The organism is Paenibacillus faecalis (genome assembly GCF_900289175.1).
GTDB classification, from domain to species: Bacteria; Bacillota; Bacilli; order Paenibacillales; family Paenibacillaceae; genus Paenibacillus_AQ; species Paenibacillus_AQ faecalis.
Genome location: NZ_LT985747.1, coordinates 1,268,439 through 1,286,594, shown reverse-complemented (window position 1 = coordinate 1,286,594; position 18,156 = coordinate 1,268,439). Strand labels below are relative to the sequence as shown.

The 18,156-nt window shown below is 43.7% G+C and carries 20 protein-coding genes; 11 read left to right on the top strand and 9 right to left on the bottom strand.

What is annotated here, in order from left to right:
* The first annotated feature begins 65 nt into the window (after positions 1-65).
* The 3 genes from C8268_RS06245 to C8268_RS06235 all read left to right on the top strand — a co-directional run bounded on the left by C8268_RS06245 (position 66) and on the right by C8268_RS06235 (position 1,682).
* Entirely contained in the window at positions 66-425 is a 360-nt protein-coding gene (locus tag C8268_RS06245) for a HesB/IscA family protein (protein WP_106766884.1), read from the top strand.
* 225 nt (positions 426-650) lie between these two features.
* Entirely contained in the window at positions 651-869 is a 219-nt protein-coding gene (locus C8268_RS23095; protein WP_106766883.1) for a hypothetical protein, read from the top strand.
* A 54-nt stretch (positions 870-923) separates the two neighbouring features.
* On the top strand, positions 924-1,682 hold the full coding sequence (locus tag C8268_RS06235; protein WP_106766882.1) for a site-specific integrase: 759 nt from the start codon (positions 924-926) through the stop codon (positions 1,680-1,682).
* Between the two features lie 623 nt (positions 1,683-2,305).
* Here C8268_RS06235 and C8268_RS06225 read toward each other — a convergent pair.
* From C8268_RS06225 to C8268_RS06210, 3 genes are all read right to left on the bottom strand, one after another.
* Positions 2,306-3,049, bottom strand: coding sequence for a hypothetical protein (locus C8268_RS06225; protein ID WP_106766880.1), 744 nt, complete (start codon positions 3,047-3,049; stop codon positions 2,306-2,308).
* 787 nt (positions 3,050-3,836) lie between these two features.
* A complete protein-coding gene (locus C8268_RS06215; RefSeq protein WP_106766878.1) occupies positions 3,837-4,265 on the bottom strand; it encodes a type II toxin-antitoxin system HicB family antitoxin in 429 nt (142 codons plus the stop codon).
* A gap of 25 nt (positions 4,266-4,290) precedes the next feature.
* Complete coding sequence (locus C8268_RS06210) at positions 4,291-4,482, bottom strand: type II toxin-antitoxin system HicA family toxin (protein ID WP_106766877.1); 192 nt, start codon at positions 4,480-4,482, stop codon at positions 4,291-4,293.
* Between the two features lie 587 nt (positions 4,483-5,069).
* Here C8268_RS06210 and C8268_RS22910 point away from each other — a divergent pair.
* Positions 5,070-5,291, top strand: coding sequence for a hypothetical protein (locus tag C8268_RS22910; protein WP_199794817.1), 222 nt, complete (start codon positions 5,070-5,072; stop codon positions 5,289-5,291).
* A gap of 79 nt (positions 5,292-5,370) precedes the next feature.
* On the opposite strand, the gene C8268_RS06200 is transcribed toward C8268_RS22910, so the two are convergent.
* The 3 genes from C8268_RS06200 to C8268_RS06190 all read right to left on the bottom strand — a co-directional run bounded on the left by C8268_RS06200 (position 5,371) and on the right by C8268_RS06190 (position 8,923).
* Positions 5,371-8,043, bottom strand: coding sequence for a calcium-translocating P-type ATPase, SERCA-type (locus C8268_RS06200; protein ID WP_106766876.1), 2,673 nt, complete (start codon positions 8,041-8,043; stop codon positions 5,371-5,373).
* Between the two features lie 254 nt (positions 8,044-8,297).
* On the bottom strand, positions 8,298-8,624 hold the full coding sequence (locus C8268_RS06195; RefSeq protein ID WP_106766875.1) for a hypothetical protein: 327 nt from the start codon (positions 8,622-8,624) through the stop codon (positions 8,298-8,300).
* A gap of 107 nt (positions 8,625-8,731) precedes the next feature.
* Positions 8,732-8,923: a hypothetical protein gene (locus tag C8268_RS06190; protein WP_337441786.1), complete on the bottom strand. Its 192-nt coding sequence runs from the start codon at positions 8,921-8,923 to the stop codon at positions 8,732-8,734.
* 229 nt (positions 8,924-9,152) lie between these two features.
* Between C8268_RS06190 and C8268_RS06185 the strand changes: the two genes are divergently transcribed.
* Together C8268_RS06185 and sda are read left to right on the top strand one after the other, a co-directional pair.
* Positions 9,153-9,815, top strand: coding sequence for a YheC/YheD family protein (locus tag C8268_RS06185; protein WP_106766873.1), 663 nt, complete (start codon positions 9,153-9,155; stop codon positions 9,813-9,815).
* Between the two features lie 304 nt (positions 9,816-10,119).
* The gene (gene sda, locus C8268_RS06180) at positions 10,120-10,263 is read left to right on the top strand and encodes a sporulation histidine kinase inhibitor Sda (RefSeq protein WP_106766872.1); all 144 of its coding nucleotides are present in this window, start codon (positions 10,120-10,122) and stop codon (positions 10,261-10,263) included.
* Between the two features lie 168 nt (positions 10,264-10,431).
* Here sda and C8268_RS06175 read toward each other — a convergent pair whose 3' ends face one another.
* A complete protein-coding gene (locus C8268_RS06175) occupies positions 10,432-11,433 on the bottom strand; it encodes an NAD(P)/FAD-dependent oxidoreductase (protein ID WP_272939321.1) in 1,002 nt (333 codons plus the stop codon).
* 540 nt (positions 11,434-11,973) lie between these two features.
* Between C8268_RS06175 and C8268_RS06170 the strand changes: the two genes are divergently transcribed.
* Positions 11,974-13,164: an NAD(P)/FAD-dependent oxidoreductase gene (locus C8268_RS06170; RefSeq protein WP_106766870.1), complete on the top strand. Its 1,191-nt coding sequence runs from the start codon at positions 11,974-11,976 to the stop codon at positions 13,162-13,164.
* Positions 13,165-13,413, top strand: a complete 249-nt coding sequence (locus C8268_RS06165; protein WP_106766869.1) for a hypothetical protein — start codon at positions 13,165-13,167, stop codon at positions 13,411-13,413. It begins immediately after the preceding gene.
* 110 nt (positions 13,414-13,523) lie between these two features.
* Here C8268_RS06165 and hemQ read toward each other — a convergent pair whose 3' ends face one another.
* Positions 13,524-14,273, bottom strand: coding sequence for a hydrogen peroxide-dependent heme synthase (gene hemQ, locus C8268_RS06160; protein WP_106766868.1), 750 nt, complete (start codon positions 14,271-14,273; stop codon positions 13,524-13,526).
* A 242-nt stretch (positions 14,274-14,515) separates the two neighbouring features.
* On the opposite strand from hemQ, the gene C8268_RS06155 reads away from it, so the two are divergent.
* The 3 genes from C8268_RS06155 to dnaI all read left to right on the top strand — a co-directional run bounded on the left by C8268_RS06155 (position 14,516) and on the right by dnaI (position 17,601).
* The gene (locus C8268_RS06155) at positions 14,516-14,815 is read left to right on the top strand and encodes a YuiB family protein (protein ID WP_106766867.1); all 300 of its coding nucleotides are present in this window, start codon (positions 14,516-14,518) and stop codon (positions 14,813-14,815) included.
* Between the two features lie 287 nt (positions 14,816-15,102).
* Positions 15,103-16,614, top strand: coding sequence for a replication initiation and membrane attachment family protein (locus C8268_RS06150; protein WP_106766866.1), 1,512 nt, complete (start codon positions 15,103-15,105; stop codon positions 16,612-16,614).
* Between the two features lie 33 nt (positions 16,615-16,647).
* A complete protein-coding gene (gene dnaI / locus C8268_RS06145) occupies positions 16,648-17,601 on the top strand; it encodes a primosomal protein DnaI (RefSeq protein WP_106766865.1) in 954 nt (317 codons plus the stop codon).
* Between the two features lie 178 nt (positions 17,602-17,779).
* On the opposite strand, the gene C8268_RS06140 is transcribed toward dnaI, so the two are convergent.
* Positions 17,780-17,935, bottom strand: a complete 156-nt coding sequence (locus tag C8268_RS06140) for a YqzM family protein (RefSeq protein WP_106766864.1) — start codon at positions 17,933-17,935, stop codon at positions 17,780-17,782.
* Positions 17,936-18,156 lie beyond the last annotated feature (221 nt).

The following is an 18,156-nucleotide window of genomic DNA, read 5'->3' as shown; positions in this document are numbered from 1 at the left end:
CAGCCGCTTGAGCGTTACTTTGTTGTGGAGTATACTAAAAAGTGAACGAAAAGGAGGGGTGACCTATGATAACAATCAGTGATGCTGCAGCAGAACGTTTGAAAGAAATGCTTGCAGAGCAGGAAACACCGAATATGTTCCTTCGTTTAGGCGTCACGTCCGGCGGGTGCAGCGGTTTTTCCTACGCTATGGGATTTGACGACGACGAAACGGAAGATGATGTATATATGGACGTTGCCGATATGAAGGTTGTAGTTGATAAGGATAGCATGAAGTATTTGAATGGTCTCGAGATTGATTTTGAGGAATCCGGCATGACAGGCGGGTTCACCATTCATAATCCAAACGCTACGGTAACCTGTGGCTGCGGAAGCTCCTTCCGTACGAAAAACGATGCAGGCAAGCCAAATGCGGAGCCTTGCTAATCGCCGTAGTGACGCGGTTTTTCGCCCGTTGATCTGAACGGAAGCCGAAGCGCTAGCGACACGGGAGTACGCGTTCGGGGTTACGAACTGTTTCCGGGAAAATGAAGCATTAACAACCCCGCACGATGAACATTAACAACCCTAAAAACGCTGTTTCTGGGTTGTGGATGACGGCCTCTATAGCGTGATAGTCACGTACTATCAAACCTATGGAGGTCTTTTTGTATGTCATTAAAAAAGCGTGAACGACGCGTTCCAGTAGGCGCAAGAACTATGAAACAGTATCCAGAACTGACGTTTGACCAGGCGATCGATTTAGTTATCGTTACAAAGAGAACGGAGGGTCTACGCGAAAGGACTTTAGCGGATTATAAGAAGCATTTCGGTTATTTCGTTGATTGGGTTCGCGAATTTCATCCGATATCGAATACGTTGGTCAACTGACGATCAGTAATTTTCGTGACCACATATCGTATATGAAGTACGATAAGGTTCGTTATGAGGGGCATAAATATATATCAATTGAAAATCAAACGAGTTGGACTATCCGATACTACGATCAATATTCGGTTGCGTACGCTAAAAGCTATATTTAACCAACTTGAGCGCGATGAATTAATCGAGATCAATCCGACCTCCAAATTGAAGTTACTGCGCCAGGATATCGATTTGACAAACTGCCTTACGGATGAAGAAGTAATTGCGATATTAGCGCAACCCAACCGTCGTGATTTCGTTGGTTTTAGGGATTATGTAGCGATATGTTTGATGTTGGATTCTGGTTGTCGAATTTCAGAAATGTTAGGATTGCGAACGGGGGATATTGACTTTCAAACGAGATTCATATCACTAAGTGGAGGGCAGAATATAAATCGGAAACCGCAAATGTTTCCGATTTCTGCGGAGGTTACAAAGTTGCTGCTACAGCTTATCGAAGAAAATCGTGCTGGTATGCGTGACTACGCTCTCATACTTCTTACGCTGGATACAGGTATAAGGCCTTCGGAAGTTCTTGCGCTACAGCCCAACGATTTTAATCTAATATCCGGATGGATACGGGTGCCAGATAAAGTGGCAAAGACTCGCGTTTCCCGAACGCTTAATATATCCCCGGTTACCGTAGATGCGCTGAAGCACTTCGTAAGAATGCGCCCGCGCTCATGGGTGAATAAGGTGCAGGTTTTTAGTACGGAGTCCGGAAACCATTTAAACAGACATACATGGGGGATAGACTTGAGCGACATAGCAAAAAAGTAGGTGTACATATAACGCCATATGCTTTACGCCATGCTTTTGCGCTTGAATTTATTCGTAATGGCGCTTCGGCGTTCAGTTTACAAAAAAACGTTAGGCTACGTGGATATTACTATGACGAAGCGGTACGTTGCTTTAGCTGACGAGGACTTAAGAACGGATCACGTCAAAGCAAGTCCACTGATCAAGTTAGTTGAAAAAGCGTTTCCTGCCCAAAAATAAATTGACTCCGTGAAGGGACGACTTTGGCCGCATTTATAGGTCTCGTTGTATTGAATTAAAAAGCGCAGTAACTAGCGAGAATTAGTCGTTAGTTACTGCGCTTCTTTGATCCGTAAATTTAGCGTAGTATTATCGTTTTTTTCTCGTACCCTACCTGCCTAACCCTCCACCTAATAGAAAACACCTAATTTGCCGCTGATGTTTTGTGACAGCTAGGCGTTTTTTGTTCATTCTATATCCGTTGAAACATCGCTGTATTACGAGAATAATGCGTTAGGTTACTGGTCTTTAGCGTTTCGAATGCGCACGTAATCCGGTGTGTAGCGCTCGCGTTGGACTCTACGTTAGGCCGTAAATTCGCCTGGTTGACATCGCCTTTTGATGCCTCGATGTGTTAAACCGCTTCAGTGTGTTGCCCGATAGGCATCGACCTCATTCGCGAACAGCGATAGCATGGCGTTCGGCGCATCGTAAAAGTCTTTGGATATGCTTTCGTAGCTCGGTTGCAGCGCTTTCCATTCGCTATCGCTCAAACCGTTCACTAAGTTCTTGAGTTCATTCATGGACTCTGCTGCGACCTTATTCAGCCATTCTTGTTCTGAGATCGCAAAATTTTCATAGTATTTCTTAGCTGCCGCTAGATGGCCTTCAGTATCGAAGTCTATGCGATCGGCTTTCGCAGGTTCTCCCACCGAATCAATTTTCTCCGGCTGCGGGCCGCGTTTTAAGACATACTCGTTGTAAGCCTCTTTAGTTTTGCTCGCGTACTCATCATAATCGCCTATAACCTCTACAATATCGGTGAGCACTTCGCTTTCATCTAAATCCACCACGTTATCCGCGAGCGCCTCCCTTAGCATCCCTTTAAAATCATCACGAGGAATAGCTTGTTCCGAATATTCATCGTAGTCATTAAGAAAAGTATTATAAGTTAGTTCCTTAGATTCGTATTTCTCTAGTAACTCAATATAAACCTCACCCGGTTTTCGACTATCTGTCGTGGAAATTTCCTCCTTTTCTTCGTAACTGGCATCACTTTCGGTATTTCCAAGTTCCTGATCTCCGCAGCCTGTCGCCCCTACGAATAGGAACGCCGCCAAAATGGCCGCAGTTGCTCGTTTCTGTCTACGTTTATGTTGGTGTCTCATATTCTTACGCCTCAATTCTACGATGTAATGGTGCCTTCAGCTGTGCGCTTGTTGATTCTTATCGTTGCGGTAATGCAGTTTACGGTAGGTGCAAATGAAAAACGCCGATCGTTTCGGGTCAGAAGACGCCAGGCAGTATAATCTAAATAAAAGGGCCGCGCCCATTAACAGGTTAGCAGTATTTCTTCGTCTATATTTGCTGAAATATCGCCGTATCGCATAAGTAATACGTTCGATTACCGGTATTAGCGTTTCGAATGCGTACAATATTCGGATCGTACCTATCGACAAATCCGCGTTCGATTTCGATGTACTCTCCGGCCGGATTTTCTTCCCACATGGAAATAAGAGATTCCGATAAGACAGCCGCGAAGAAATGTATGTCCTGCGATAGATCAACGCGTTATCATTCGTCTTTATCCTCTATCAACTAATGGCGAACTGATTTACGAGAAAAAGTAATAAACTACCTCTCATCACTAACTGTCTTTTAATCGCATAACCAAGCGCTATAATCGATACATTTAAAGGTGGGTATCGAAGCTTAGCGGCTTCATAAATCGACTCATTTCGAACCACCTCACTACTATTCGCGCATCCTTGCGTTATTTCACGTTATTATAAAAAAATTTACCATATTCAGCGCCTAAAAAGGCGTCTTTTTCGTTTTTGACCGTGCATTTTGTGCCGTTAGCTGGCTATACGTCATGAGGGTAGTTTATGCGCATTTACTTTGAGCTAACCAAACGTCCACTTACGGAATAATACCGTGAGTGGGCGTTTTTACTTAAGCGCGGTTTTTTTTGCGTTCTGATACTCCGAGATACGTCTTTAACGCATCTTGCAATACGTGCGAATAATTAACCTTGTGTTCTGCGGCCAGGTCGTCAAGCCATTTCGGGATCGTCAGCGTCTTTTTAACCGCACGATCGGCCACCTTATCGCGGAAGGGCGGCATCCAGACCTCGATTAGTACGACCGCCTGATTAGGATCTTTTTCGATATCGGCAGCACGCGAAGGCTCCGGAATAGGTTCGCCGTCTTCTTCCATACCGTAGAGATGTAGCGCAAGGCAATCCTTCGCCATATACAGCGCTTCTTCGTCTGTATCGCCGCAAGTTAGTGCGCCAGGGATATCCGGGAACTCTACGGAGATGCCGTCCTCGTTATATTCGAATATAGCCGGGAAGATATAACGATCTTTTAACTTTGACATTTATATTAACCTCCTTAGGAGGGGCTTATTTTAGCCCTGCCTGTTTGAGAATGCTTGCTATGGTTTTCTTCGGTAAATCTTTCTTGGGATGAGGGACCGTGACCTTGCCGGGCTTGGTTGGGTGTTTGTACTGATAATGGTCGCCTGTCGCTCTTATGTAGCACCAGCCATCCGCTTCTATCATCTTGATCACTTCCCTCGAAGAGTATCCCTTCATTTCATTGTATCACCTCCTTACATTTCTATTATAACATAACACGTATTTATATACGTGTAAATAATTCAATTCCATCTCCTGAACGTATAATTTGTTCCGTTTTGTGGCTATAGGTTATGAAAGCTGCATTTCACGCGGTATCCGTAATCGTTGATGTTGCGGATGCTTTAAGCGGAAAGCGATCCAGCGCGAAGCGAAAAAAGCTACGCAGGCATTGCGTGGGTTGGAGGCGGCCAACTATAACGCATATTTGAAATAATCTGCGAGTTAGTTGGCGCAATACCTGACGATTGTGCATTTGATAAGTTAGGCGATTACGTAGACGGGCGTATTGACAAGATTACACAATTTAGTCGGATTAAGCCGCGGCTGTTGCAGTTACACAGGCGGTCTTGCTTGCGGTAACAAAAAACGTTGAATGGCGAGTCCGGACGGTCGTCCGGCAGGTAACAGCGTAATCCATGCGTGCCAATCTCGCCAAGGGCGTTAATGGTCGCCGAACAATAAGGCCGTGACATACTCGATGGCTTGCGCAAAAAGCTCGGCGACTCTATCGATACCGGAATTATTGACGCAGCAGGGCGGCGGTGGAAGTCGGAAGTATATACGTCGAGATGGTGACGCGGACGAAGTTGGCGGAGACTCACCGTGATGCAAGGATAAACGAGGCTTTAGGCCGCAACGCTATATACGGGCGGATTTCGAGACATGGCGCAAAAGATGCGAAGGAACAATCGTTAAACTTACGCCCCGAAGCACCCGGCCCTTACCGATATATTGGCGATCTGCCGCCCTGGCCGGGCTCGTAACAGGTGTGATGGCTGCGGAGCTGTTTGCCAAACATAAAAACAACGCCTCGGGTTGGACCCGCAGGCGTTGTTTTTATGATTATTTTTCGCGGTTAAACAGTCTGATGAAGAGTTTAACGACTTCTACAATCGGAATGATGGAGAAGGCGGAAAGAACAACGATCAGCCACTGTTCGCCATTCAATGGTACGACACTGAACAAATCATTCATGAACGGAACCAGGATGACGACCAGAACGAGAAAACCTGATATCACTGCTGCACCATTCAAGTATTTGTTGGAAAATACACCGATCGAAAAAATCGACTTGGTCGTTGAACGAACGTTGAATGCATGCGTTAGCTGAATCATCCCCAGTGTGGCAAAGGCCATTGTAACGGCTACCGCTTCGGAATAGTGCGTATGCCCATAATAGTAAGCAAACAATGTTAAGGCGGCTTCCAAAGCACCTTGATAAAGAATTCCTATGCCGATTCCATTGGCAAATACACTTTCCGATGGTTTGCGCGGTCTCCGCTTCATGATGTCACTTTCTGCTTTCTCAAGCCCCAAAGAAAGTGCTGGTAATGTGTCAGTAACGAGATTGATCCACAAAATGTGAATTGGGAAGAGAATCTTCCATCCGAGTAAAGTGGCAATGAAAAGGGTAAGGACCTCCCCGAGATTGGCGGATAAGAGAAAATGAACTGTTTTGCGAATATTGTTGTACACTTTCCGTCCTTCTTCTACAGCCACAACAATCGTACTGAAGTTATCATCGGCGAGTACCATATCGGAGACACCTTTGGAAACCTCGGTGCCTGTAATTCCCATGCCGACCCCGATATCGGATGCTTTAAGCGCAGGCGCATCATTCACTCCGTCCCCGGTCATGGCAACAACCTTGCCTCGTTTTTTCCAGGCTTGAACGATACGTACCTTGTGTTCTGGTGACACCCGGGCATATACGGAATATTGCGTCACTTTTTCTTCAAAATCTTGATCACTAATCTGATTTAACTCACTGCCTGTAATAATGCCGCTCTCATCCTCGATAATATGAAGCTCCTTGGCGATTGCCGTAGCGGTATCACGGTGATCCCCCGTAATCATAATTGGGCGAATACCGGCGCTCTTACAGATGCGAACCGCTTCCTTCACTTCTTCACGAGGCGGATCGATCATTCCGACAAGACCGACGAAGATTAAATGTTGCTCTACATCCTCCGGCTCCATGCTGCTTGGTATCGCTGATTCATCCCGGTAAGCGAGCGACAAAACCCGCAGTGCCTTATCGGCCATTGATTTATTGGCTTTAACAATTTTTTTGCGATGCTCATCGGTTATTTCAGTGACCGTTCCGTTCACCAGAATATGGCTGCATCGTTCGAGCAGAACATCAGGGGCCCCTTTGGTCATTACTCGATAAACGGTATTATCGTCGTTTAATTCATGAATAGTAGTCATTAATTTTCGATCAGAATCGAAAGGGATTTCAGCTTTTCGAGGGAATTTCTTTTCCCCTTCCCGCTTATCAAAACCGTGCTTGATTCCGTAATCAACCAAAGCCGTTTCTGTTGGGTCACCGATTAATGTAAATTTTTCACCATTCGTTTCATTTGAAATTTTCGTATCATTGCATAGTGCCATCACTTGAAGAAACAGTTCATAGTCCTGCATCGTTTCAAGTTCTTGATCGGCCCCTTGCATATGTTGTCCGATAAATGCTTGCTGCACCGTCATTTTGTTCTGGGTCAGAGTGCCTGTTTTGTCTGAACAGATGATCTCCGTACTTCCTAACGTTTCAACGGCCGGAAGCTTGCGGATAATCGCTTTTCGTTTGGCCATTTTCTGAACGCCAAGCGCTAAAATGATAGTGACGATTGCAGGCAAACCTTCAGGTATCGCCGCTACCGCTAATGAAATAGAAGTGAGAAGCATATCGAATACTTCACGGCCTTGAACCATACCGATGATGAAAATAGCCAAAGCAACACCGATCGTAATGATCGTAAAGTATTTCCCTAGCTCATTCAGCTTGCGCTGCAGTGGGGTGATCTCTTCTTCATCTTCCGAAATAAATCCGGCGATCTTTCCGACTTCGGTATTGCTACCGGTTGCTGTAACAACACCAACGCCCCGACCATAGGTAACATTGCTTGTCATGTAGGCCATATTTTTACGATCACCGATTACAACATCCTCTTTAAGCAGCGGTTCAGTTGACTTTTCAACAGGTACAGATTCTCCTGTTAATGCCGCTTCCTCAATTTTGAGAGAGGCAGACTCGATTAACCGCATATCGGCGGGGATGACATCGCCAGCCTCCAGAAGAACGATATCTCCTGGAACAAGCTCCTCGGCTTTGACCTGGACAACCTCACCATTTCTTTTGGTTCGAGCGTTCGGGGAAGACATTTGCTTAAGAGCTTCAAGCGCTTGCTCAGCTTTATTCTCTTGAACCACTCCCAAGACAGCATTCAGCACAACGACGAACAGAATGATAAAGGAATCGGTCCATTCTCCAAGCAATCCTGAAATAAGTGCTGCAACAAGCAAAATGATAATCATGACATCTTTAAATTGTGCGAGCAGCTTGGCAAACAATGATTTTCCTTTACGTTCTTCGAGCGCATTTTTACCATACTGCTCTAGTCTAGCGGCGGCTTCTTCTTGGGATAGACCGTCGTTATGACTGTTTAGTGACGCTAAAGCTTCATCACTGGAAAGTGTGTGGAATGTTTCACTTGAAGTATTGTTACTGCTGTCCAATTCGGTCACTCCTATCCTTATTTCTTCATCATTCTAGAATAAATATCTGAAGAATGATGCTTATAGAAGTTAATACGTATGATTTTATTAAAGTTCCATAAATCATAAAAAATATTCAATGATTTAAAGTGTATTACCCTGAATCGCAAATTTAGACACTGTAGTTTCTAAGAGTCTTTTTGGGCAATAGACCGTATGAAGAAAAAACCGCCTTAATGGCGGCTTTCTAACTTATTTTCATTCATGTATTATGATTAAATCCCTAATAGCCTTGCCACATAAGCGGCAACCGCTTTGTCTTGAAACTCTTGCCAGCTGCTAAGTTTAGAATGATCTGCGAGAAAAGCGTCAAAATCTTTTTGAACGAATGATTCGAATTCTTCTTGGCTTTGCCCCTCATAACCTGCCGCTTTCAACAATTCTTGTAAGGAGGAGAAATCGGAATACATCTGAACGAATGATTCTGGAAATAAATCGTCTGTATGTACTTCCCGCTCGAAATTTGAGAGTTTTTTTGTGTTTTCTTGAATGTCTTTCAGCTTTTTATCAAGATGGTCGAGCTCGCCAAATTCAATATTCATCTAGATCACCTCCGCCTGTCTGTTCTAAGGATGATTCAACCTTATTCTCATGTATTTCGATATATAAAATCAAGAAGAACGGTTTTATGAACACGTATATGTTACTCCTATAAGGCAAAAAAGAACTGTTTATTAAGCATAAATACGATCATGCCTGCGGCTACAAGAGAAAATGCGATGCAGCCAGCACCGAGACCTGTGCGCTTGTCTTTTATAAACTTGAATCCGATAACAAAAATGAAGAGGGTAATACCGATGAGAGAAACGGACATTCCGATCATGGCTATCCAATACAGCACTTCAAATAGAGCTTCCAGACTTAAAACCTCCTTCTATTTCGTTTGGACAAATTTTCAAAAAAATATCTGTTCCTAATATACTTTAAATTGGAATTTTTGGAAAGATGTCAATCGATCTTTGCCTGGCATACTCAAGGAATAGGCGTTATAACCCGGACAATCATCCAAGAGAGAACCTTCACAGCCGAGTAATATAATGTATGTCATGATAAAGGGAGGCGTTGGCAGCATGGCGGGAAGGCAATTAGCCAGCAAGTGGCTCAAAACGGAAGCACTGCTGACCGATCCTCAGATAATCCCTTATATTCCGGAAACGAAAGCTTACGGACGGGAAGATCTGATGTCGATGCTCTCACAACACGACATGGTTGTCATTAAACCAGTTGTGGGAACAGGTGGTAACGGCGTCATACGTATTCAAAAGGACGATGAAGGCTATTACGTCAGCCATAAAGGGCGTACAGGGTTTGTCAGCTCATCTTCGGATTTGATTCAGGTACTACCCAAATTGAAATTGAAACGGAAATATATAATCCAGCAGGGAATAAATCTGGCTACGATCAACGGGCGTCCTTTGGATTATCGCGTTAAAGTAGTCAAAGTAAAGGGGAGGTGGGAGTTTAGAGCGATGGTTGGCAGGCTTGCCAGACGAGGCTTGTTCGTAACGAATCTGTGCAAAGGAGGAACACAGCTAACGTGCAGAACGGCGATTCGAAATTCGCTTCCCCATATTAATTCTGTTGAAAAACGAAAAGAGATGCGGCAATTGACCCGGAACTGTATTGCAGTCTTGGAAAGACATTTTCCCGGCATTGGCCAACTAGGCTTTGATTATGGACTTGATGATACTGGAGCGATATGGATATTAGAAGTGAATACTCGTCCAAGTTAAATACCATTTAAAGGAAAATTAGTAGATTATATGAACGAATATTAGGGTATTTAAAATTATCTATTAAATTCCGATATATATATTAACTGTTTCTCAAAAAAATTTTAGCCTTTCTAAAAAGGCGAATATCCTGTGTATAACATTTATCCCCATTATCCACGTTGATGGAACTGCAATTACGACACTTACCAACAAATTATACACAGGATTTCCACAGGAGCTTGTGGATAAGGGAACAGTTGTTCTGTTATATGATGTTTGATATGATAGATTTAGGAAATTAAAGGAAAGGGGTGTGAGAGGGATGGCTATGTTGACGGACGAGATGTTGCTTGACTCCTACCATATGGCTATTGAATTGAAGCTCGAACGTGAGTTTATTACTTTATTGTTGGCGGAAATTCATAAACGGAACTTGGACACCGATTCCATCAGCATCCTTCACTAGTTCCATTTATTTTATAGATAAGAGAACGTGATGTAGGCATACATTTCAAGAAGATATCTACATAATGTATGTCGTACAACCATAGAAAAGGTATCTCGTATCCACCGATTGATATGTTCGTGGATAGTAGATACCTTTTTTGTTCTATTTAAAATTTTCTTTCATGATTTACAGTTTCATATTGCTGCTGTGACCGGGAGCTAGCCGGGCCTCAGGATCAATGTAAACTTTGGCGTTATTGATCGCCGTTGGAGCTTCACCAAATCCGACAGCAATCAGTTTTACTTTACCGGGATAGGTGGTAATATCGCCAGCTGCAAAAATTCCCGGGATACTTGTTTCCATGCGGGAATCAACCACGATCGAATTGTTTTCAATAGCGATTCCCCAGTCCGAGATCGGACCAAGTGAAGAAATGAAGCCGAAATTGACGATAACATCATCGACTTCGATCTCTTGAGTTTCTTTTGTTTTGACGTGAGAAAGAGTTACCTTGTTAATGTGCTCGTCCCCGTGAAGCTCAGAGATCTCTGCCGGGGTAATGATGTTCACTTTGGAAGCAAACAGCTTTTCCACACTGTGTTCATGAGCGCGGAATTTATCACGGCGATGGACCAGACTTACCTGTTCGGCAATGGGCTCAAGCATAAGGGCCCAGTCGACGGCAGAATCACCTCCACCACTAATAAGAACCTTTTTATCTTTGAAGCGGCTTAGATCGCTGATAAAGTAATGAAGGTTACTTTCTTCAAACTTATCGGCATTAGCGATTTCGAGACGGCGAGGCTCAAAAGCTCCTACGCCAGCAGTAATAATAACAGCTTTGGCATGATGCTCATCTTTATCCGTCTTGATCACAAAGTGACGTTCGTCGATTTTTTCAAGCGATAGCACTTTTTCTTCTAGCCGAATGTCCGTGTTAAACAGATCCATTTGGCGAGAAAGAGAATCTACCAATTCCTGAGCGGTAACTTTAGGAAATCCAGCTACATCGTAAATATATTTTTCTGGATAAAGAGCAGCCAGTTGTCCTCCAAGCTGGGGCATACTCTCAATAAGTTTAACTGAGGCTTGGCGCATGCCTCCGTAAAATGCAGCAAACATGCCTGCAGGGCCGCCACCGATGATGACAAGGTCCGTTATCGGTTGATTCTGCGGTGATGATGTCAAAGGAAAGCACCTCCGTAATGATATATTTAGAATCAGACAGACGATGTCTAACATAATTCTGATTCATTGAATCCTATACTATTATATCCGTCCAGAATCACCATTGAAAGTCGAGAATGATGCCAAAATGCTTATGGCACAAATGATTACGCTTTCTTTGTTGGTTGTTTTATTATGCGAGAATCTTATCCCTTTATCGGTCAAAATATGTCTTGATCTTTGCACTATTTATGCATATGATTAACGTGATATCTTGTGCGCAAACACGAAATATCGACAATTTTTTAAATATTAAGAAAGTATAAATTTTATCATTTATTTGTATACTTGGCTTATATTTTTCGTCTAACGCTGTTGCTTTCAGAATGTTGTAACGATTTAAACTTTTTGACAGCAGTATTTTAAGCGAAGAAACATCAGGTCGAAATCTTAGCGGGCTCTGATAAAGAGCTCTTCTCTTTTTTTAGAGGTTAAAAAATTCACAGAAAGTTAACATATCACACCATACTTATACAGAAGTAAGCCGGGAGGAGCAGGAGAATGAGCAGCATACCGAAAATCGTAATCCTTGGTGCGGGTTATGGTGGCATATTGACAGCACAGCGGCTGCAGAAAGAGCTTAACTATAATGAAGCTGATGTAACGTTGGTGAATAAGCATGACTATCACTACATTACGACCCATTTGCATATGCCGGCAGCCGGTACTGACAGTATAGAAAATACTCGCGTTTCGATATCCAAGCTAATTGATGAATTCAAGATTGATTTGGTCAAATCATCTGTACAGGAAATTCGTCTTCATGATAAAAAGGTTATTTTGGAAGATGGGACCTTGTCATATGACTATTTAATTATCGGACTCGGCGGCGAACCGGAAACTTTTGGTATCCCTGGTCTTGCCGAACATGCGATGTCCATCCGGAGCATTAACTCTGTTCGTTTAATCCGAGAGCATATTGAGTATCAGTTTGCTTTGTACAAAAATGAACGTAAACCGCAAGAAAGAATTAATTTTGTTGTTGGTGGCGCCGGCTTCAGCGGCATTGAATTTGTGGCGGAGCTTGCGGACCGCATTCCCAAGTTGTGTAAAGAGTTTGACGTCGATCCTGCCCTTGTGAACATCTATAATGTAGAAGCTGCGCCAACTGCGCTTCCGGGTTTTGCCCCTGAGCTAGTGGAATATGCGATAGATGTTCTGAAGAAAAAGGGTGTTACCTTTAAGCTTGGTGTGGCGATCAAGGAATGTACACCAAACGGGGTTTTGTTGAGCACAGGGGAAGAAATCCGGTCTGCCACCGTCGTATGGACTGGTGGGATTCGCGGAAATCGTCTGATTGAGGCGGCTGGCTTTGAAACGATACGTGGACGTGTTAAAGTAGATGAATATTTGCGTGCTCCGGGCTACGAGAACATTTATATTATAGGTGATAATTCACTTGTGTATAACGGTGATCGCCCATACCCGCCTACAGCCCAGATCGCCATGCAACAGGGCGTTTGCTGTGCGCAAAACATCGTATCTGCTATAAGAGGTAAGGAATTGAGGAAGTTCGAGTTTCATCATAAAGGAACGGTGGCCTCTTTAGGAAAGGGTGCAGGAATCGCTGTTGTCGGTGATAAAACATATCAGGGCTGGAAAGCGGCTCAGCTCAAAAAACTGGTAGATCTCCGCTATCTCTTTATTATTGGTGGCATAACACTCGTCCTGAAAAAAGGAAGGTTCTTATAAATGAGACACTGCAGTGTACAAGTTCGGGGACTGCTGACGCGCGAAGAGCTGGATCGGTATAACGCACTGATGGAAGTTGGATCATATTTGGAATCCCAGGAAAAATACGATCTAGCATATACTGTCCAGAAGGAAATCGATATATTGATTTTGCCCGCTATTGAGCGGCTGAAGGATAAGAGCAGAGCACGGGACCGAGCTACTGCACAATATTTAGAGTCCTTGCGTGAGGATAATGGTGAAGATTAATAAAAGGCAGGCTTTTTAATGGACGAAAAGTTCATTTACAGGCCTGCCTTTTATAATGTTTGAATCATTTGTTTTGGTAATGAATATTTATGTTCTGATCAGAAGCTTGCTTAAACCTTCATTAACTTTATAAAAGAGTCCTGATTCAGCAAATTGCCGACATAGAACGACCCGAACTCCCCGAAGCGGGCGCTGACTTCGTCAAAACGCATTTCATAGATCAGTTTTTTAAATTGGAGTGCATCGTCAGAAAAGAGTGTTACACCCCATTCCCAATCATCGAGTCCGACCGATCCGGTAATAATTTGCTTCACCTTTCCGGCATAACTGCGGCCGATTTTCCCGTGACTGTACATCATGGCGCGTCTATCTTCCATGCTGAGCATGTACCAGTTGTCGTTCAGATCACGTTTTTTGTTCATTGGGTAAAAGCAAATATGTTTGGATTTTGGAAGAGTTGGCTTTAAACGTGCAATAACATGGGGATTCTCCATCGGATCGCCATCCGATGATCCAGCCAAATAATTGCTGAGTTCGACAATGCTGACATAGGAGTAGGCCTTGGTTGTGTATTGGGCAAATGTTGTTTTGTTAAAGGCGTTCTCGATCTCATTCAACTCTTCAAGCGTTTCGCGTAAATGCATGAATACAAAGTCTGCTTTTTGCCCTACGATGGTATATACAGCGGTGCTTCCTTGCTTGGATTCTTCTACTTGATTCCATTCTTGCAAAAAAGCAAGCAGCTCGTCCAGTGCAACGGCACGCTGCTCATCATCCGCGGCTTTCCAGGCTGGCCAGTTGATCGAGCGGAAATCATGCAGAGAATACCAGCCATCCAGCGTCATTGCGGCTTCGTTCATATGATCACTCCTAAATATTCATATAGGTGTTTATATATCAAGCGAATAAACCGCTTGCCAAACCTTATTCTATTGTATCTGACCGCAAGAATAAGGGCAATGATGACACAATCTATTCACGAAAAGTTCGTTGAAATGTGACATTCTTTCTAGTACACTATCTACTAGCCGCTCTGGCGTGTGCTATTACTCATTGTTATATATAGAATACGCAGGTGACAAAGAAGAGGTGATATAACGAAATGCTTCAGTATCTTCCCGTGCTCGTACTGATGATTTTATTGTTTGTCATGATGTTCGGTATCGGTTTTATTGTCAATATGTTGATGAAGACGACTTGGCTTCCTTGTCTTTTTTTCGTAATCGTTATATTGCCTGTTGTTGTATACAGCATGTGGAACCATGATGAGGCAACGTTTTGGGCTCATATCAGCTCATATCGGGTAGTGGATTACTTGACAGGGGTAGCCGGGTTAGCGGGTACGTTTTTAAGCGGCTGGGCTATTCATACACTGCGTGTGAAAGGGTTTAAAATGTTTTAAGTGTAGTATTATTGCGGCTCTCTCCCGAGTGGAGCGAGTCGTTTTGTTTTTTTATGAAATGTGATTATAAATACCAGAAATTTGAATGCCTTTGAGTGTGGAAACAGACTTTTTGGCCTGCTTTTTATGATAGAATAGAGAAAGTCTATTTTTTTAAAGATCTAAGAAATGATAGGCTCATTACTTCACTGTTTCTTGGTTTATATTTCTTGTGAAAAACGCCGCCGTTCTTTACACAAAGATTTCGAAGGCGTTTCTTCTTGGACAAAAAGGGAGGAGCAACAACGATGCGCATGACAAACTTTTTGCATTTTACTGAAAATCACCGTTACTGCGTATACCGCGACTTCTGTCTGAGCGGATTGGATGATAAAATGCTCAGCTCCATATATCAACCAATGGTAGGGGCTTTTGCTATCAGTTTATACCGCCTTTTGGTTTTGCATGTCCCTGCAGAAAAAGTAGGGTATTCGGCAATCGAGCAGCAGCGTCGGCTGTTTTTGACATTGGGGCTAGAGCCGAGTGAAAAGGGCCGGAAATATTTAATTGAGCAGACCTCAAAGCTGGAGGCTGTAGGATTGCTGCAAACGAGCAGGATGTATGTTCTGGAGACGGATGATTATGTTTATGAATACGAACTGCAGGCGCCCTTGTCTCCGGCAGAGTTTTTCAATACACAGCATTTAACGCTGTTATTGCGCGATAAAGTGGGCAAGTTTGCGGTATTGTCGCTGCGGGAACAGCTATGGAGCAAGGAACCTTTGGAGTGGTCAGGCATTTCACTGAACAAGGAAAATATTTCGGTGCCGTTTTATGATATTTTTGAACTGAATACTCACGTCATCGATTATGAGCTGGAACAGGCACTAACTGAAGTAGAGCCGCCGCGAACTCCTGCAGTGAATATCGTTCCTCAGGATGAGGGGCTTAACTATTCAGATATTATATTAAGATTTCCGAGAGAATCACGAAACCGTGTGTTTGTGGAGCGGCTTCGATATGATCATGAACAGATGGGCATTGTCAATTATGTCGTTCGAAAATACGATATGAGCATACAGGACTTGTGCCGGCTTTTGGATGAGGATGGAATCTTCTCAAGTCAGGGGGAAGTGATGCTGGATGAGCTTCAGCATAGGGCGAGCCTCCATTTCCGTCAAAGTATGAAGCTGGAGGAGAAACGGCAGATCACAGCTGGTAAAGTAATTGCGCTTCACCAAGAGCTGAATGCGGACCCGGATGCACCGGTTGAAGAGCATGCTGTACAGATGGAGTATTATGTAGAGGTGCCGCCGCAGTTTCAATCCAAGTGTGATATTCATCAATATAATATGATGCTTCGAAACGAGCCATATACAAGGCTGCTTCAAACTTTTTTCCCGGGCTCGGTTCCGGTGCATTTTATGGAAATGTTCGAAAAGATCGATCTCAGCTACAAGCTGCCAGGTGAAGTCATCAATGTGTTGATACATTACTTGATGTCTTTGATTGCTGCCGGGGGAGATCAACGAATCAATCGCAATTTTGTAGAGGCTATTGCTTCTAATATGCTGCTCAAGCAAGTGAACAGCTATGAAAAAGCCGTTCAGTATATTCGTGATCAGGCGAAGATGAAAGGCAAACAGGCGGCGGCTGCTTCGCGTACGCGTACATACGCCAAGAGCGGAAAGGCCAAGCCGGAAATTCCGGTGGCGCTGGAGTCTGCCCAAGGCGAAGCCGTTACTGAAGAAGAATATGAGAAAATGCTGAAGCTTGCTGAAGAGATGCAGGCTAGCAAGAAAAGAAGCGGGCTTAATTGATCTGCTTTGTTCTCGTGAAAGGAAGGTGTATATGTGGAATCACTTGGTGAATTGCTGGATAGCATGAAAAGCCCGGCGTTTCGCCGCCGCACAGATCAAATTGTTGATCAGCTGCTGAAGCATCCGCTGATTCTTGCCCTTCGGGCTGAACATCCGGATTTGGATGAAAGCGTGCTGCGGACGAATCTAAGCCGTTTATATCAATATATTGGTGATCATGAGAATTGTAAGCAGTGCCCCGGTCTGGAGCGTTGCCCTAATGATTTCCAAGGTCACTACAGCAAGCTGGACATTCAGCCATTGAACGGTTCTTTGGAAATCTATGAACGTAAGGCGCCTTGTTCGCTCCAAATCGCCAAAAATAACGAGGAGCAGATTCGGAAGCGGGTCCGGAGTTTTTATGTGGATGAACGGGCTTTGAATGAAGGATACGATGAAGTGGAGATCATGGGAAAAGATCGTCTTCGGGCTCCGGCGGTACACCAGGTCTTTCGTTACATCAACGATACGAAGGAACAAGGGTTATCTCATCGAGGTTTGTATTTGACCGGATCATTCGGTACAGGCAAAACATTTCTGATGTGCTATCTGCTGCACGAATTGGCGAAGGAAGGTTATACCGGTGTCATTGTATACATGCCGGAATTTGTGGAAGATTTAAAGTCAATGATGCAGGATGGAAGTAAGCTCAAAGAGACCGTAGAGACGATGAAAAACTGTGATCTGCTTATTTTTGATGATATCGGTGCAGAGAACCTTAATCCGTGGGTTCGAGACCATGTGCTGGGTGCTATCCTCAATTTTCGCATGAATCGGAAACCGACCTTTTACACATCAAATTATTCGCTTGAAGGATTGGAAAGACACCTGAGCTTTACAAGCAAGGACGGTGAGGAAGCCCACAAGGGGCAGCGCTTGATGAATCGAATCTCCCCTTTTGTAGATGTTGTTCAGCTGTTCGGTGAGAATCAGCGGGGGAAAGACTAAGGTGTGACCATGAACGTAAAAGTCTGATCTTTCGTCCACAGGGCGCAGGATTAGGCTTTTTCCAATAAAACAGAAACGCCGTCGTCTTCACAAAGACGACGGCGTTTCTGTTGGTACAAGCGGCGAACTCTATTATAAGAGAGCTCGCCGCTTTCTTCTTGTGTGCAAAAACAGAGCATCAGCCTGCGATGAACTTGATAATAACCATAGCGAAGAAAATAACGAACATAAAAGCAAACATGCCCGTAAAGCCTACAACCAGATCGCTAAAGTCATTACGCGGTTCTTCGTTAATATGCTCTCGAGGATCTACTGCGCGTACGTTCGTATCCATCAGCCTGCCTCCTCAAAAAGTGAACTTCCGTGTGACATAATGCCTTGACAAATGTCTTTCGGGTTCATTATTTGTAGTATACCTAATGGTTAAATCATTTGTAAAGAATGGTTGAACATTCCATTTGGCGTGTCATATCTATTTCACATCGTCTATGTGATTATGGTATACTGTAATGGTCGGCTTAGCATAATATTCTAAGCACAAAATGTAACTTTTCT

What these genes read in the sequence shown, in the direction of transcription:
- C8268_RS06245 (WP_106766884.1), top strand. Translation starts at nt 66, where the DNA reads ATGATAACAATCAGTGATGCTGCAGCAGAACGTTTGAAAGAAATGCTT.
- C8268_RS23095 (WP_106766883.1), top strand. Translation starts at nt 651, where the DNA reads ATGTCATTAAAAAAGCGTGAACGACGCGTTCCAGTAGGCGCAAGAACT.
- C8268_RS06235 (WP_106766882.1), top strand. Translation starts at nt 924, where the DNA reads ATGAGGGGCATAAATATATATCAATTGAAAATCAAACGAGTTGGACTA.
- C8268_RS06225 (WP_106766880.1), bottom strand. Translation starts at nt 3,049, where the DNA reads ATGAGACACCAACATAAACGTAGACAGAAACGAGCAACTGCGGCCATT.
- C8268_RS06215 (WP_106766878.1), bottom strand. Translation starts at nt 4,265, where the DNA reads ATGTCAAAGTTAAAAGATCGTTATATCTTCCCGGCTATATTCGAATAT.
- C8268_RS06210 (WP_106766877.1), bottom strand. Translation starts at nt 4,482, where the DNA reads ATGAAGGGATACTCTTCGAGGGAAGTGATCAAGATGATAGAAGCGGAT.
- C8268_RS06195 (WP_106766875.1), bottom strand. Translation starts at nt 8,624, where the DNA reads ATGAATATTGAATTTGGCGAGCTCGACCATCTTGATAAAAAGCTGAAA.
- C8268_RS06185 (WP_106766873.1), top strand. Translation starts at nt 9,153, where the DNA reads ATGGCGGGAAGGCAATTAGCCAGCAAGTGGCTCAAAACGGAAGCACTG.
- sda (WP_106766872.1), top strand. Translation starts at nt 10,120, where the DNA reads ATGGCTATGTTGACGGACGAGATGTTGCTTGACTCCTACCATATGGCT.
- C8268_RS06170 (WP_106766870.1), top strand. Translation starts at nt 11,974, where the DNA reads ATGAGCAGCATACCGAAAATCGTAATCCTTGGTGCGGGTTATGGTGGC.
- C8268_RS06165 (WP_106766869.1), top strand. Translation starts at nt 13,165, where the DNA reads ATGAGACACTGCAGTGTACAAGTTCGGGGACTGCTGACGCGCGAAGAG.
- hemQ (WP_106766868.1), bottom strand. Translation starts at nt 14,273, where the DNA reads ATGAACGAAGCCGCAATGACGCTGGATGGCTGGTATTCTCTGCATGAT.
- C8268_RS06155 (WP_106766867.1), top strand. Translation starts at nt 14,516, where the DNA reads ATGCTTCAGTATCTTCCCGTGCTCGTACTGATGATTTTATTGTTTGTC.
- C8268_RS06150 (WP_106766866.1), top strand. Translation starts at nt 15,103, where the DNA reads ATGCGCATGACAAACTTTTTGCATTTTACTGAAAATCACCGTTACTGC.
- C8268_RS06140 (WP_106766864.1), bottom strand. Translation starts at nt 17,935, where the DNA reads ATGGATACGAACGTACGCGCAGTAGATCCTCGAGAGCATATTAACGAA.